Raw genomic sequence first — 15,473 nt, forward strand, 5'->3', positions numbered from 1 at the left:
TCGAGGAGGTTGCTCTGCAGCCGCCTCGAGACCCCAGTTAGGACCCCACATGAATGACGTGATCTCGACAAGCTCGATCACCGAGGAGAGCGCCGTGCGCTACGAGCGCGACGACGCGGGCATCGTCACCCTGACCCTCGACGACCCGACCGCGCGCGCCAACACCATGAACGCCCTCTACCGCGACTCGATGCACGCGGCCGTCGAGCGGCTGTACGCCGAGGTCGACGACGTCATCGGGGTCGTGATCGCCAGCGCCAAGAAGACCTTCTTCGCCGGCGGTGACCTCAAGGGCATGGTGCAGACCACCGTCGAGGACGCCCCTGCCGTCTTCGCCGAGGTCGAGCAGGTCAAGGCCGACCTGCGCAGGCTCGAGACGTTCCCGCGCCCGGTGGTGGCCGCGATCAACGGTGCCGCCCTCGGCGGCGGGCTCGAGATCGCCCTGGTCGCGAACCACCGGATCGCCGCCGACGCGCGCTACGACATCGGTCTGCCCGAGTCCCAGCTGGGTCTGCTGCCCGGCGGCGGCGGCGTCACGCGCGTCGTACGCATGATCGGCATCCAGCCCGCCCTGATGGACGTGCTGCTGCCGGGCACCCGTTTCCAGCCCGCCGCTGCCAAGGAGAAGGGCCTGGTCGACGAGGTCGTGGCGCCCGACGACCTCCTCACCGCCGCCAAGGCGTGGATCCTGGACCACCAGCACGACCCGGAGGCCGCGAAGAACCCGTGGGACCGCGACGGCTACCGCATCCCCGGTGGTGACCCCCGGCAGCCGAAGTTCGCGCAGTTCCTGCCGGCCTTCCCCGCGCTGCTGCGCCAGCAGACCAAGGGAGCCCCGTACGCCGCTCCGCGCGCCATCCTCTCGACCGCCATCGAGGGTGCCCAGGTCGACTTCGACACCGCCTCGCGGATCGAGTCGCGCTACCTGACCAGTCTCATCGTGAACCAGCAGTCGAAGAACATGATCCAAGCGTTCTTCTTCGACCTCCAGGCGATCAACTCCGGTTCACTGCGCCCGCAGGGCTTCGCCCCCTACAAGGCCGTCAAGGTCGGCGTCCTCGGCGCGGGCATGATGGGGGCCGGCATCGCCTACTCGTGCGCCAAGGCCGGGATGCAGGTCGTGCTCAAGGACGTGTCGGCCGACAACGCGGCCCGCGGCAAGGCCTACTCCGAGTCGTTGTTGGACAAGGCGATCTCCCGGGGCAGGTCCACGGAGCAGAAGAAGGCCGAGCTCCTCGGCCGGATCACCGCCACCGCCGACCCGGCCGACCTCGTCGGCTGCGACCTGGTGATCGAGGCCGTGTTCGAGGACCCCTCGCTCAAGCACCAGGTCTTCGCCGAGATCCTGCCCTTCGTCGACCCCGACGCGCTCCTGTGCTCCAACACCTCGACCCTCCCGATCACGGACCTCGCCACCGGGGTGGACCGGCCCGCCGACTTCATCGGGCTGCACTTCTTCAGCCCGGTGGACAAGATGCCGCTGGTCGAGATCATCCGCGGTGCCCAGACCTCCGACGAGGCGCTCGCCAAGGCCTATGACGTGGTCCAGCAGATCCGCAAGACCCCGATCGTCGTCAACGACAGCCGCGGTTTCTACACCTCTCGGGTGATCGGCACCATGACCAATGAAGGCCTGGCGATGCTGGCCGAGGGCGTGCACCCGGTCTCGATCGAGCGCGCCGCCACGCAGTCCGGCTACCCGGTCGGGCCGCTGCAGCTCTCCGACGAGCTCAACCTCGAGCTGATGGCCAAGATCGGCAAGGCCAACCGCGATGCCGCCGGCGAGTCCTACGTCGAGCACCCGGGTGAGGCCGTGGTGGCCACGATGATCGGTCTGGGCCGCCCCTCGCGGCTCAAGGGTGCCGGCTTCTATGACTACGTCGAGGGCCGGCGTGCGGGTGTGTGGCCCGGTCTGGCAGACGCCTTCCCGGTCGCCGAGCCCCAACCGCCGCTGGCCGACGTCGCCGACCGGATGATGTTCGCCGAGGCCATCGAGACCGCGAAGTGCTTCGAGGAAGGTGTCATCGAGTCCGCGGCGGCCGCCAACATCGGCTCGATCATGGGCATCGGCTTCCCGCCCCTCACCGGCGGAGCGGCCCAGTTCATGACCGGCTACCAGGGCGTGGACGGCACCATCGGTCTCACGGCCTTCGTGGCGCGCGCCGACGAGCTGGCCGAGAAGTACGGCGACCGCTTCCGCCCGACCGACCGGTTGCGGGAGATGGCGGCGAAGGGCGAGTCCTTCCCCGCCTGAGGTGTCGCAGATGTGCAGATTCTTCTGTGCAACCGCGGGCGGTCGGCGACACTTGACGCGTGACTGAATCCTCCGCCATCGACCCCGATGTGGCTTTCGCCTCCTCCCCCGAGGACGGCGCGGCCCCGCTCGTCGACGTACGTGGGCTGCACGTGCGCTTCGGCACCGTGGACGCCGTCGACGGCGTCGACCTGCAGGCGTACGCCGGGCAGGCCACGGCGCTGCTCGGCCGCAACGGCGCGGGCAAGTCCACGACGATGCGGGTCCTGGCCGGTGTCATCCCGCCCACCGGTGGGGTCGTGCGGGTGGCCGGTCACGACCTGCGCACCGACCTGATGGCGGCCAAACGCAGCAACGGCTACTGCCCCGACGTGGGCGGCCTGGTGCCCCGCGCCACCCCGTGGGAGCACCTGCAGCTCGCCGCCCGGTTGCGCCGGATGCCGGCCGGCTGGGAGCAGCCTGCCCGCGACCTCCTGGAGCGCTTCGAGCTCGGCGACGTCACCCACCGCATCACCGCAGGCTTCAGCCACGGCATGGGCCGCCGGATGTCGGTGGTGCTCGCCGCGTTCCACCAGCCCCAGGTGCTGCTGCTCGACGAGCCGTTCGACGGTGTCGACCCGCTCGGCGTGGAAGCCACCCAGGAGGTCATCGCCGACGCCCGCGCCCGAGGGGCGTGTGTCCTGGTCTCGACCCACCTGCGTGACCTCGCGGTCCAGGCCTGCAGCACCGCGGTCGTGCTGCGTGGAGGCTCGCGCGTGGCCAACCTCGACGCCGAGTCGCTGTCGGGAGAGGAAGGCGCCCGTGTCTACCGTCAGCTCCTGGACTGACGCGCTGGCCGACACCCGGTCCCTGGTCCAGTTCCGGACCTCCACGGTCCGGCAGAAGGGCCGCACCCGCTGGTTCGTCGCCATCCTCGTCACCCTGACCCTGCTGTCCGCCATCGTGCCCGCCTTCCTGCCCGGGGCCGCCGACTACTCGCTCAAGCACAGCCGGGCGTTCGAGATGTTCCTGCTGCTGCCGACGGCCTATGCCGGGTTCCTGCTGCTGACCACGATCTCGGCGGTCGCGTCGGGCGGGGGCCGGGAGCTGGTCGCGCGCGACCAGGCCGTCGCCTTCCCGATCAGTCCCGCCGTCGACCACCTGGGTGCCCTCCTGATGGCGCCCCTGAACATCGCCTGGCTGCTTCAGGGCTGGATGCTGCTGGGCCTCACGGCCTACGTCGTCGGACCCGCGGCGCTGGTCTTCGCCCACGTGATCGCGCTCCTGTGGCTGGTGTGGGCCACCGCCGTGGCCCAGGTGGTCGCCTGGAGCATGGAGGCGATCCGTCGCGGGCCGCACGGCGTGCTCGCCGTACGCGGCATCACCGCCCTCGTGGGGCTCGCCGCCCTGGCCCTGATCCTGACCAAGCACGTCAGCCTGGTGCTGGACCACCTGCCGACCCTGCGCCTGGTGTCGGTGCTCGCCGGCCTGACCCAGGGGATCGGCCTCGCGTTCCCGGTGACCCTGCTGATCCTGCTCGCCCTGATCGGCGCGACGGTGCTGCTCGGCGTCCTGCCGGCCCGGGTCGCCCTGCGGCGGGCACCGCGTGACGAGGCCCGCATCGAGACCGGCAACTTCCCGGCCCGGCGCAACCCCAGCGGACCCCTGGCCGCCATGATCCGGATGGACCGCTCAGGGGTGTGGCGTGCGGTGTCGTTGCGGCGCGGCATCTATCTGCTGGCGGCCGCCCCCGGCCTGATCGCGCTGTCGGGGAGCCTGGAGTGGAAGATGCTCACCATCCTGCCCGGCCTCGTCGCGAGTGGTGCCGCGCTGCTCTTCGGTGTCAACGCGTGGTGCCTCGATGGCCGCGGCGGACTGTGGCGCGACACCCTGCCGGTGTCGCCGTCCCTGACGTTCTTCGCACGCAGCTGGGTGCTCCTGGAGCTGCTGCTGGTCAGCTCTGCCACCACGCTCGCCCTGGCCGCGCTGCGCGCCGGCAAGCCCACGGTGGAGGAGCTGACGGCTCTGCTGTGCGCCTGGCTGGTGGTGTGCGCGCAGGTGGTGTCGCTGTCCATGCGGTGGTCGGTCAAGCAACCGTTCTCCGTCGACCTGCGCAGTGCCCGGGCCACCCCGGCGCCGCCGCTCTACATGGTCGGCTACTCCGCGCGACTGGCCCTGTCGACCACCATCACCGGGATGATCTTCTCCGGGCTCGCCCAGGTGCCGGACTGGCGCGCGTCGGTCATCCTGGCGATCCCGATGGCGCTCTACTCCTTCGTCCGGTTGATGCGGGTCCGGGCGCAGTGGGCCAACCCGTTCGAGCGCAGCCGCGTCGTCGCGACGGTCAGCGCCTGACCTCCTGTCCGCGGCTCCGCGCGAGCCCGGCTAGGGTCACGGACCATGATCGTCCTCGTTCGCCACGGGCAGGCCTCCTGGGGGGCGGCCGACTACGACCTGTTGTCACCGCTGGGCGAGGTGCAGTCCGGCACGGTCGGCACAGCCCTGGCCGGCCTCACACCCGACGTGGTCGTGCACGGCTCCCTGACCCGGCAGCGACAGACCGCAGAGCTGGCCCTCAAGGCGTCCGGGTGGTCGTGTCCGGTGGAGTGCGACCCGGACTGGGACGAGATGGACGCCGACGCCCTGCTGGCCGCGACGCAGCGACCCTTCGAGGGCGAGCCGGATCCAGCACAGTTCCAACAGTGGTTCGAGGCCGCGACCGACCGCTGGACCGCCGGCGTCCACGACCACGAGTACGACGAGTCCTACCCGATGTTCCGCAACCGGGTGCTGGCCGCGCTGCGGCGGCTCGGACAGGGTCGCGACGCGGTCGTATTCACCTCCGGTGGGCCGATCGCCGTGGTGGTGACCGAGCTGCTGGAGGCGGGAGTCGTCACGCACACCCGACTGGCGCCGGTGGTGGTCAACACCTCGGTGACCAGGGTGCTGAACGGCCGCCGCGGCCTCACCCTGCTCACGTTCAACGAGCACACCCACCTGCCCCTGGACCAGCTCACCTACCGTTGACCACGGCCGGATATCGTCGAAGCTCGGCGGGATCGGGCCTCGCGGGCGGCCCGTCGGATCAGCACACTTGCCGCATGGATGCCGCCACCCACTTCGCCCGGCTGCTCGAGTTCGAGACCGACTGCTGGGACACCCACGACGCCCTCACCCGCGCGCAGGCCGACTTCGTGCTGCTCGACGTACGCTCTCCGGAGCTGTACGCCGCCGGCCACCTGCCCCGGGCGGTGAACCTGCCGCACGGGCGGATCGTGGAGCGCAACCTGGCCGGCTACGAGCCCGGCACCCGGTTCGTCGTCTACTGCGCCGGCCCGCACTGCAACGGCGCCGACAAGGCGGCCCTGCGGCTGGCCCGGCTCGGGCGGCCGGTGCGGAAGATGATCGGTGGCGTGACCGGGTGGCTCGACGAGGGCTTCAGCCTGGTCGAGTGAGGGCCGGTCCCCGAGGCACGGACCGCAGCAGGTACTCCCACTGCACCGGGTACGGCGCGAACTCCGACTCCTCCTGCACCCCGGTGCGCTGCCAGCCCAGGTGCTCGTAGAGACCGCGGGCTCGGTGGTTCTCGGCCAGGCACCACAGCGACACGGGACCCTCGATCCGGTCACAGGCTGCCTCCAGCAGCGCCCGGGCCAGGCCGGTGCCCCAGCGGGAGGGCCGCACGGCCAGGTGCCGGATCGAGCCCCGACCCTCGACGGAGTCGAAGGCCACCAATCCGTCCAGGCCGCTGGCGCCGTCGTGCACGAGCGTCGTACAGTCCGGGTCGTCGAGCACGATCCGCCAGCGGGCGAGCACGTCGTCAGCTGGATAGGGATACGACTCCGGCGGGTAGACATGGGCCAGCGCCACAAGGTTGGCGTCCCGCTCGAGATCACGCAGTGCCACCAGGTCGTCGTCACCAGCGATCCGGAACATCCGTCCATGCTGACAGGAGCCAACGTGAAGGTCTGCATCATCGGTGCAGGTTCGTCGGGGATCACCGCCGCCCAGGTGCTGGCCGCGCGTGGCGTGGACTTCGACTGCTTCGAGCTCGGCTCCCGGGTCGGCGGCAACTGGCGCTACGAGAACGACAACGGGGTGTCCTCGGCCTACCAGTCGCTGCACATCAACACCTCGCGCGATGCGATGGAGTACGCCGCCCTTCCGATGTCGCCGGACCTGCCCGACTACCCGAGCCACTGGCAGATCGCGGCCTACTTCGACCAGTTCGTGGACCACTTCGGGCTGCGGCCCAGGATCACGTTCCGCACCGAGGTGACCACGGTGGTGCCAGCGCCCGGTGGCGGCTACGACGTCACCGTCCGGACCCGCGACACCCACCAGATCCGCACCGGGCACTACGACCAGGTGATCGTCGCCAACGGCCATCACTGGGATCCGCGGTGGCCCGAGCCGGCCTTCCCGGGGACGTTCTCCGGCACCGAACTGCACGCGCACCACTACCGCACCCCGGAGGTGCTGGCCGGCAAACGGGTCGTGGTGCTGGGCATCGGCAACTCCGCCACCGACATCGCCGTGGAGGCCTCCCGGGTGGCGAGCGCGACGTACCTCTCGATGCGCCGGGGCGCCCACATCGTGCCGAAGTTCCTCTTCGGGATGCCGACCGACCACCTGACGGATTCGCCGCTGGCCCGGGGCCCGTTGTTCCTGCAGTCCCTGGGCATGCGGGCGATGCTGCGGTTGTCGGTCGGCAAGGTCACCGACTACGGGCTGCCGAAGCCCGACCACGCCGTGCTGCATGCGCATCCGACGGTCAGCTCGGACCTGCTCACCCGGCTCGGGCACGGCGACCTGAGCGTCAAACCCGCGATCACCGGTTTCGAGGGCTCGACGGTGCGGTTCGCCGACGGCTCCGAGGTGGAGGCCGACGTGGTGGTCTACTGCACCGGCTACCGGGTCAGCTTCCCGTTCCTCGACGACACGTTCATCGCCCGCGAGGACAACCACGTGGACCTCTATCGCCGCGTCGTGTCGGTCGACCATCCGGGGCTGTACTTCATCGGCCTGATCCAGCCCATCGGCGCGGTGATGCCCCTGGCCGAGCAGCAGGCGCACTGGGTGGCCGACCTCATCACCGGCCGCTGCCGACTGCCTGAGCCGGCGCAGATGCGGGCCCAGATCGCGGCGTACGACGACCGCCTGCGCAAGCGCTACGTCGCCAGCAAACGGCACACCATCCAGGTCGATGCCCACGCTTACAAGGCGGAGCTGCTGAAGGAGCGGAAGCGCACCAGGGTCTGAATTACAAACAGGCTTGACTGTTTGTTGCACTCGGCGTCATCCTGAGGGCGTGACGACCGTGCGGATCCCCCAGGAGGAGCGCACCCGGCTGATGCGGGCCCGGCTCCTGGAGGCCACCGTCGACTGCCTGGTCGAACGCGGCTGGAGCGGCACCTCGACGACGCTCGTGTCGCAGCGCGCCGGGGTGAGCCGCGGCGCACAGCTGCACCATTTCCCGACCAAGTCAGCGCTGGTGCTGGCCGCGATCGAGCATCTCAGCGAGGTGCGGGCCCGCGAGCTGGAGTCCGCTGCCCGGTCGTTGCCGACAGGCGCCGCCCGCACCCGGGCGGTGCTCGACATGATGGTCGAGCACTTCCTCAGCCCCGTGTTCACCGCGGCCCTGGAACTGTGGGTGGCTGGGCGCACCGATCCCCAGCTGCTGTCCGCGCTCGCGCCCCTCGAGCAGCGGATCGGTCGGCAGATCCACCGCCTGACCGTGGAGCTCCTCGACGTCGACGAGACCCGACCAGGCACCCGCGAGCTCGTGCAGGCCACCCTCGACCTGGTGAGGGGGCTGGGGGTCGCCAACCTGATCACCGACGACCGCCGCCGCCGCGATCGGGTGCTCGACTCCTGGGCCGCGGTCCTCGACGAGCACCTCAGGGAGACCCGGTGACCACGCTCGACGACGTACTCGCCGACCTCGCCGCCGAGTCCCAGGTCCTGGATGCTCTCGTGGCGCCCCTGAGCGAGGCCGAGTGGCGCACGCCCACGCCGGCCGAGGGATGGGACATCGCCCACCAGCTCGTCCACCTCGCCTGGACCGATGAGGTGGCCGTGCTCGCGGCCACCGACAAGGACGGCTGGGACGCGCTGGTGCGCACCGCCATCGACGATGCCGACGGCTTCGTCGACACCGCGGCCGACGAGGGTGCCCAGGCGACCGGGGCCGAGATCCTGGCCCGCTGGCGCGCCTCGGGGCCGCGACTGGCAGGTGTCCTGCGCGACCTCCCCGACGGAGCGCGGCTGCCCTGGTTCGGGCCGCCCATGAGCGCCACGTCGATGGCGACGGCCCGGTTCATGGAGACCTGGGCACACGCCCTCGACGTCGCCGACGCGCTCGGCGTACGCCGGGAGGAGTCCGACCGGATCCGCCACGTCGTCCACCTCGGGGTGCGCACCCGCGCCTTCTCCCACGTCAACGCGGGGCTCGAGAAGCCCACCGACGAGGTCCGGGTCGAGCTGACGGCGCCGTCGGGCGATCAGTGGGCCTACGGTCGCGAGGACGCCGAGCAACGAGTCACCGGGCCCGCCCTGGACTTCGCCCTGCTGGTCACCCAGCGCCGGCACCGCGACGACCTCGCGCTCGTGGCCACCGGTCAGGCGGCCGAGACCTGGCTGCGCGTCGCCCAGGCGTTCGCCGGTCCACCCGGCGGCGGACGGGACCGGACATGACCGGCGCGACGGCCCCCGTACGGATCGGGAACTGCTCGGGCTTCTACGGCGACCGGCTGTCAGCGATGCGCGAGATGCTCACCGGCGGGGAGCTCGATGCGCTGACCGGCGACTACCTGGCCGAGCTGACCATGCTGATCCTGGGCCGCGACGCGATGAAGGACCAGTCGCTGGGCTACGCCCGCACGTTCGTTCGCCAGCTCGAGGACTGCCTCGGCCTCGCCCTGGAGTCGGGCGTGAGGATCGTCTCCAACGCCGGGGGCCTCAACCCGGCCGGGCTCGCCGCCCGCATCCGTGAGGTGGCCACCGGACTGGGACTCGCACCGAGCGTCGCGCACGTCGAGGGAGACGACCTGCGCTCGCTCGGGTTCCCCGGCGCCCTCACCGCCAACGCCTACCTGGGCGCTTTCGGCATCGCCGCCGCCCTGCACGGCGGGGCCGACATCGTGGTCACCGGCAGGGTCACCGACGCCTCGCTCGTCGTGGGCGTCGGCGCCGCGCACCACGGGTGGGGCACGACGTCGTACGACGAGCTCGCGGGCGCCGTCGTCGCAGGCCACGTGCTCGAGTGCGGCACCCAGGCCACCGGAGGCAACTTCTCGGGCTTCCTCAGCCTCGACCGTTCGCGGCCCCTGGGCTTCCCGATCGCCGAGCTGGCCGCCGACGGGTCGACGGTGATCACCAAGCACGACGGCACCGGAGGCGCGGTCACCGTCGACACCGTGACCGCCCAGCTCGTCTACGAGATCCAGTCCACCCACTACCTCGGACCCGACGTCACCACACTGCTCGACACCGTCACGCTCACTCCCGCAGGCCCCGATCGGGTGTCGGTGAGCGGGGTCCGGGGCCAGGCGCCGCCCGCCCGGCTGAAGGTCGGTGTCAACGAGCTCGGCGGCTTCCGCAACTGCGTCGAGTTCGTCCTCACGGGGCTGGACATCGAGGCCAAGGCCGACTGGGTCCGCGCCCAGCTCAGCGCGATCTCGGCCCAGGAGGTGACTTGGTCGCCCCTCTCGACACCCGCAGCAGACGCGTCGACGCAGGAGGCCGCCTCGGTGCTCCTGCGCTGCACCGTCAAGGACCCGTCGGCCGACGTGGTCGGCCGAGCCTTCACCGGCCCCGCGGTCGAGCTCGCGCTGGCGTCGTACCCCGGGTTCACCATGACCGGCCCACCCGCCCCACCCACGCCGTACGGCATCTATCGCGCGGAGTACGTCGAGCGCGAGGCGGTGACCCACACGGTGGTGCACGCCGACGGACGCCGCGAGGTGATCGCTGACCCGCAGGAGTTCAGCCCGGTCACCACCGGCATGGAGGGACTGCGACCCTCGCCCTACCCGGCCCCCGCCGACCAGGTGAACCGCCGGGTGCCGCTCGGCACGTTCGTGCACGCGCGCAGCGGCGACAAGGGGGGCGACGCCAACCTCGGGCTGTGGATCGTGCACGACGGCTCACCGCGCTACGACGACCGAGTGACCTGGCTGACCAAGCTCGTCACTCCGGCCAAGGTGCGTGAGCTGGTCCCGGAGGCCGCCGACCTCGACATCGAGGTGTTCAACCTGCCCCGCCTCGGTGCCGTCAACGTCGTCCTGCACGGGCTCCTCGGCGATGGCGTGGCCGCCTCCACCCGGTTCGACCCGCAGGCCAAGGGCCTGGGCGAGTGGGTTCGCTCGCGCTTCGTCCACATCCAGGAGGACCTGCTGTGAACCGGGACGCGATGCTCACCAAGCTGGCCGAGCTCGACGCCGAGCACGCCAAGGCCGTGGCCGGCGGCGGCCCGAAGTACGTCGAGCGGCACCATGCCCGCGGCAAGCTGTTGCCGCGCGAACGCATCGAGCTGCTCATCGACGAGGGCAGCGCCTTCCTCGAGCTGTCCCCGCTGGCCGGTTGGGGCTCCGACTTCACGGTGGGTGCCTCGCTGGTCACCGGCATCGGCGTGGTCGAGGGCGTCGAGTGCCTGATCACCGCGAACGACCCGACCGTGAAGGGAGGAGCCTCCAACCCCTGGACGGTGAAGAAGGGCTTCCGGGCCGCCCAGATCGCCGCCGAGAACGGGCTCCCCACGATCTCGCTCGTCGAGTCGGGCGGGGCGGACCTGCCGACCCAGAAGGAGATCTTCATCCCCGGCGGCCGGGTCTTCCGTGACCTCACCCGTGCCTCGGCCCGCAAGCAGCCGACCATCGCGCTGGTGTTCGGCAACTCCACCGCCGGTGGGGCCTACGTGCCGGGCATGAGCGACTACACGGTCTTCGTCAAGGGACAGGCGAAGGTGTTCCTGGGTGGCCCGCCGCTGGTGAAGATGGCCACCGGCGAGGAGTCCGACGACGAGTCGCTAGGAGGCGCGGAGATGCATGCCCGGGTCTCTGGCCTGGCCGACTACCTGGCGGTGGATGAACAGGATGCGATCCGCATCGGGCGGCGGATCGTCGCCCGCCTCAACTGGCGCAAGGCCAACCCCGCAACGTCACCCGACGAGGCCGCGGGGTGGGCCGAACCGGACGAGGACCCCGACGGGCTCCTCGACCTGATCCCCACCGACCTCAAAGAGCCGTTCGACCCCCGCCAGGTGATCGCCCGGATCTGCGACGGCGTCTCGGCCACCAACGGGCAGGTCCTCGACGAGTTCAAGCCGCTCTACGGCTCCTCCCTCGTGACCGGGTGGGCGCGCCTGCACGGCCACCCGATCGGCATCCTGGCCAACGCCCAAGGGGTCCTGTTCAGCGAGGAGGCCCAGAAGGCGGCCCAGTTCATCCAGCTGGCCAACCAGGTCGACGTACCCCTGCTCTTCCTGCACAACACCACCGGGTTCATGGTGGGCAAGGACTACGAGCAGGGCGGCATCATCAAGCACGGTGCCCTGATGATCAACGCCGTCAGCAACTCCACCGTGCCGCACCTCAGCGTCATCATGGGGGCCTCCTACGGGGCCGGCAACTACGCCATGTTCGGTCGCGCCTTCGACCCGCGGTTCCTCTTCACCTGGCCGAGCGCGAAGTCCGCGGTCATGGGGCCGGCACAGCTCGCCGGGGTGATGAGCATCGTCGCGCGCGCCGCGGCCGAGGCCAAGCAGCAGGTGTACGACGAGGAGGCCGACGCCGGCCTGCGGGCCTACGTCGAGCAGAGCATCGAGGAGCAGTCCCTGCCCTACTTCCTGTCCGGGATGGTGTACGACGACGGGGTCATCGATCCGCGTGACACCCGCACCGTGCTGGCCATCTGCCTGTCCGTGATCGACAACCAGCCGTACGCGGGCACCGACCGCTTCGGCGTCTTTCGGATGTGACGGGCATGGTCTCGACAAGCTCGACCACCGAAGGAGCAAGCTCGACCACCGAAGGAGCAAGCTCGACCACCGAGGGAGCAAGCTCGACCACCGAAGGAGCAAGCTCGACCACCGAAGGAGCAAGCTCGACCACCGAGGGAGCAAGCTCGACCACGATCAGTCGTCTCCTCGTCGCCAATCGTGGCGAGATCGCCCGGCGCGTCTTCGCCACCTGCCGCCGCCTCGGCATCGAGACCGTGGCCGTCCACTCCGACGCCGACCAGGCGATGCCGTACGTGGGGGAGGCGGACCGGGCGGTGCGGCTGCCGGGCAACGCTCCGGCGCAGACCTACCTGCGCGGTGACCTCGTCATCGCTGCGGCCCTGCAGGCCGGTGCCGACGCGATCCATCCGGGCTACGGGTTCCTCTCCGAGAGTGCCGAGTTCGCTCAGGCGGTGCTCGACGCCGGGCTGACCTGGGTCGGCCCCACCCCGGCGTCGATCGCCGCGATGGGCTCCAAGATCGAGGCCAAGGCCCTGATGGAGGCCGCCGGGGTGCCGGTCCTGGCCAACCTGGACGCTCCCACCGAGGCCGACCTGCCCCTGCTGGTGAAGGCCTCGGCCGGAGGCGGTGGGCGCGGGATGCGGGTCGTGCGCACGCTGGCCGACCTGCCGGCCGAGATCGCGGCGGCACAGGACGAAGCGGCCTCCGCGTTCGGTGACGGCACCGTGTTCGTCGAGCCCTACGTGGAGCACGGCCGGCACGTCGAGGTGCAGGTGCTGGGCCACCGCGACGGCATCCTGGTGCTCGGTGAGCGTGACTGCTCGGTGCAACGCCGTCACCAGAAGGTGGTGGAGGAGACGCCGGCCCCGGGCCTGGACGGGCCGACCCGCTCCGCGTTGCACGAGGCCGGGCGGGCAGCGGCGGCCGCCATCGACTACCGCGGAGCCGGGACGGTCGAGTTCCTGCTCGACGCTGACGACCCGACGCGCTTCTGGTTCCTCGAGATGAACACCCGACTGCAGGTCGAGCACCCGGTCACCGAGCTGGTCCACGGGGTCGACCTCGTCGAACTGCAGCTCGCGGTCGCCGAGGGCCGGGCTCTCGACCCGCGTGCCATCGGCGAGACCTACGGCCACGCCGTCGAGGCGCGCCTCTACGCCGAGGACCCTGCCTCGGACCACCAGCCCCAGGCCGGCACCGTGACCTGCTGGGAGGTCGAGGGGGTCGGGTTCGACCTGATCAACCGGCCGGGGCTACGGGTCGACTCCGCCGTGGAGACCGGCAGCGTCGTCTCCACCCACTACGACGCCATGCTCGCCAAGCTGATCTCGTGGGCCCCGAGCCGGGACCAGGCGGTGCGCCAGCTGGCTGCCGCCCTCCGGCGTGCCCGGATCCACGGCGTCTCCACCAACCGGGACCAGCTGGTGGCCACGCTGCGCACCCCGGCCTTCCTCGCCGGCGAGGTGAGCACCGACTTCTTCGCACGGCATCCCGGGACCGCCGCGCCGGCGACCCCCAGCCGGCTCTCCGCGGTCGCCGCGACGATCGCTCTGGCCGAGCAGTCGGCTGCCCGTCGTACCGTCCAGCGCGTCGTGCCCGTCGCCTGGCGCAACGTGGTCAGCCAGCCGCAGACGACCCGGTTCGCCGACGACCTCGAGGTCAGTTGGCTCGGGGGCCGCGAGGGCTACCGCGTGGACGGGTGCGAGGTGATCTCGTGCGCGTCGATCGCCGGCGGACACCGGGTCGTGATCGAGTCCGAGGGGGTGCGTTGGCACTGCGAGGTCCACCTCGGTGAGCCGGATGCGACCGGCGGCCGGGACGTGGACGTGGACGGCGCTGATGGTCATGTCCGGCTGCGGGTGTTGCCCCGCTTCGCCGACCCCCACCAGCTGCTCGCCGGCGGAAGCCTGGTGGCGCCCATGCCCGGCTGTGTCATCAGCCTCGCGGTGGGCGTCGGCGACCAGGTGGAGGCGGGTCAAGCCGTCCTGGTCCTGGAGGCCATGAAGATGCAGCACGTCGTGTCGGCGCCCCACTCGGGCACCGTGACCGAACTCCCCGTCGTGACGGGTCAACAGGTGGCAGCAGGCGAGGTGCTCGCTGTCGTGGAAATGGAGCAGGCATGAACTTCACCGAGTCCGAGGAGCGGCAGGAGCTGCGCCGGCAGGTGTCCCGGCTGGCCTCGAAGTACGGCCGGGACTACTTCACCGCGCAGGCGCGCAGCGGGGGCAAGACCACCGACCTGTGGCTCGAGGTCGGCAGGTTCGGCTATCTCGGCGTCAACATCCCCGAGGAGTACGGCGGCGGAGGTGGCGGGATCGGTGACGTGGCCGCGGTCTGCGAGGAGCTGGCAGCCCAAGGCTGCCCGCTGCTGATGATGGTGGTCAGCCCGGCGATCTGCGGCACGGTCATCGCCCGTTTCGGCACCGAGGCGCAGAAGCAGCGGTGGCTGCCGGGGTTGGCCGACGGCACCGCCACGATGGCCTTCGCGATCACCGAGCCGGACGCCGGCACCAACTCCCACGCCATCACCACCACGGCACGACGGGACGGCGACGAGTGGGTGCTCAACGGCCGCAAGATCTACATCTCCGGGGTGGACGAGTCGCAGAACGTCCTGGTCGTGGCGCGCGCCGAGGACGCCCGGACCGGCAAGTTGAAGCCCTGCCTGTTCGTGCTGCCGACGGACTCGCCGGGGCTGGAGTACCACCCCATCGCGATGGAGATCGTCTCGCCGGAGAAGCAGTTCAGTGTCTTCATCGATGACGTCCGGCTCCCGGCCGACGCCCTGGTGGGCGACGAGGACGCCGGCCTGGTCCAGCTCTTCGCCGGGCTCAACCCGGAGCGGATCATGGCCGCGTCGTTCTCCACGGGCCTGGCCCGCTACGCCTTGGAGAAGGCGGCCGCCTACGCCAAGGAGCGCACCGTCTTCCAGGGCCCGATCGGTGGCCACCAGGCGATCGCACATCCGCTGGCCCAGTCGAAGATCGAGATCGAGCTGGCCCGCCTCATGACGCAGAAGGCAGCTGCCCTGTGCGACGCCGGTGACGACCTGGGCGCCGGCGAGGCGGCCAACATGGCCAAGTACGCCGCTGCCGAGGCTGCCTGCGACGCGGTGGACCGGGCGGTGCAGACCCATGGTGGCAACGGCATCACGCAGGAGTACGGCATGGCCGGACTCCTGGTGGCGGCGCGAGCCGGCCGCATCGCACCGGTCTCGCGCGAGATGATCCTCAACTTCGTCGCGATGCACTCCCTGGGCCTGCCCAAGTCCTACTGAGG

13 protein-coding genes are annotated in these 15,473 nt (G+C 70.9%); 12 read left to right on the plus strand and 1 reads right to left on the minus strand.

Annotated elements, in window-relative coordinates:
• The first annotated feature begins 49 nt into the window (after window positions 1-49).
• The 5 genes from AB7I40_RS08865 (at window position 50) to AB7I40_RS08885 (ending at window position 5,688) form a co-directional block, all read left to right on the plus strand.
• The gene (locus AB7I40_RS08865; protein WP_428345603.1) at window positions 50-2,254 is read left to right on the plus strand and encodes a 3-hydroxyacyl-CoA dehydrogenase NAD-binding domain-containing protein; all 2,205 of its coding nucleotides are present in this window, start codon (window positions 50-52) and stop codon (window positions 2,252-2,254) included.
• A 59-nt stretch (window positions 2,255-2,313) separates the two neighbouring features.
• A complete protein-coding gene (locus tag AB7I40_RS08870) occupies window positions 2,314-3,081 on the plus strand; it encodes an ABC transporter ATP-binding protein (RefSeq protein WP_428345604.1) in 768 nt (255 codons plus the stop codon).
• On the plus strand, window positions 3,056-4,588 hold the full coding sequence (locus AB7I40_RS08875; protein WP_428345605.1) for a hypothetical protein: 1,533 nt from the start codon (window positions 3,056-3,058) through the stop codon (window positions 4,586-4,588). Before AB7I40_RS08870 ends, AB7I40_RS08875 begins: the two co-directional genes overlap by 26 nt.
• A 45-nt stretch (window positions 4,589-4,633) precedes the next feature.
• The gene (locus tag AB7I40_RS08880) at window positions 4,634-5,260 is read left to right on the plus strand and encodes a histidine phosphatase family protein (protein WP_428345606.1); all 627 of its coding nucleotides are present in this window, start codon (window positions 4,634-4,636) and stop codon (window positions 5,258-5,260) included.
• Between the two features lie 74 nt (window positions 5,261-5,334).
• A complete protein-coding gene (locus AB7I40_RS08885; RefSeq protein ID WP_428345607.1) occupies window positions 5,335-5,688 on the plus strand; it encodes a rhodanese-like domain-containing protein in 354 nt (117 codons plus the stop codon).
• Here the strand turns inward: AB7I40_RS08885 and AB7I40_RS08890 are convergent.
• Window positions 5,672-6,169 (minus strand): GNAT family N-acetyltransferase, encoded by a 498-nt coding sequence (locus AB7I40_RS08890; RefSeq protein ID WP_428345608.1) that lies wholly within the window; start codon window positions 6,167-6,169, stop codon window positions 5,672-5,674. The two genes, AB7I40_RS08885 and AB7I40_RS08890, sit on opposite strands and share 17 nt — an antisense overlap.
• A gap of 6 nt (window positions 6,170-6,175) precedes the next feature.
• Between AB7I40_RS08890 and AB7I40_RS08895 the strand changes: the two genes are divergently transcribed.
• Genes AB7I40_RS08895 through AB7I40_RS08925 form a run of 7 tightly spaced genes read left to right on the plus strand, consistent with a single transcriptional unit; the run spans window position 6,176 to window position 15,471 of the window.
• Window positions 6,176-7,495: a flavin-containing monooxygenase gene (locus AB7I40_RS08895; protein ID WP_428345609.1), complete on the plus strand. Its 1,320-nt coding sequence runs from the start codon at window positions 6,176-6,178 to the stop codon at window positions 7,493-7,495.
• A 49-nt stretch (window positions 7,496-7,544) separates the two neighbouring features.
• Window positions 7,545-8,150 carry a TetR/AcrR family transcriptional regulator gene (locus AB7I40_RS08900; RefSeq protein ID WP_428345610.1) on the plus strand — a complete coding sequence of 202 codons (606 nt, stop codon included), beginning with the start codon at window positions 7,545-7,547 and terminating at the stop codon, window positions 8,148-8,150.
• Window positions 8,147-8,929 (plus strand): TIGR03084 family metal-binding protein, encoded by a 783-nt coding sequence (locus AB7I40_RS08905; RefSeq protein WP_428345611.1) that lies wholly within the window; start codon window positions 8,147-8,149, stop codon window positions 8,927-8,929. The genes AB7I40_RS08900 and AB7I40_RS08905 overlap by 4 nt, the downstream gene beginning before the upstream one ends.
• Window positions 8,926-10,635 (plus strand): acyclic terpene utilization AtuA family protein, encoded by a 1,710-nt coding sequence (locus tag AB7I40_RS08910; RefSeq protein WP_428345612.1) that lies wholly within the window; start codon window positions 8,926-8,928, stop codon window positions 10,633-10,635. Before AB7I40_RS08905 ends, AB7I40_RS08910 begins: the two co-directional genes overlap by 4 nt.
• A gap of 11 nt (window positions 10,636-10,646) precedes the next feature.
• Window positions 10,647-12,212 carry an acyl-CoA carboxylase subunit beta gene (locus tag AB7I40_RS08915; protein ID WP_428345686.1) on the plus strand — a complete coding sequence of 522 codons (1,566 nt, stop codon included), beginning with the start codon at window positions 10,647-10,649 and terminating at the stop codon, window positions 12,210-12,212.
• Between the two features lie 5 nt (window positions 12,213-12,217).
• A complete protein-coding gene (locus tag AB7I40_RS08920) occupies window positions 12,218-14,317 on the plus strand; it encodes a biotin carboxylase N-terminal domain-containing protein (protein ID WP_428345613.1) in 2,100 nt (699 codons plus the stop codon).
• On the plus strand, window positions 14,314-15,471 hold the full coding sequence (locus tag AB7I40_RS08925) for an acyl-CoA dehydrogenase family protein (protein ID WP_428345614.1): 1,158 nt from the start codon (window positions 14,314-14,316) through the stop codon (window positions 15,469-15,471). The genes AB7I40_RS08920 and AB7I40_RS08925 overlap by 4 nt, the downstream gene beginning before the upstream one ends.
• Window positions 15,472-15,473: the final 2 nt, after the last annotated feature.

It is taken from the genome of Nocardioides sp. (genome assembly GCF_050246775.1).
Classification (GTDB): Bacteria; Actinomycetota; Actinomycetes; order Propionibacteriales; family Nocardioidaceae; genus Nocardioides.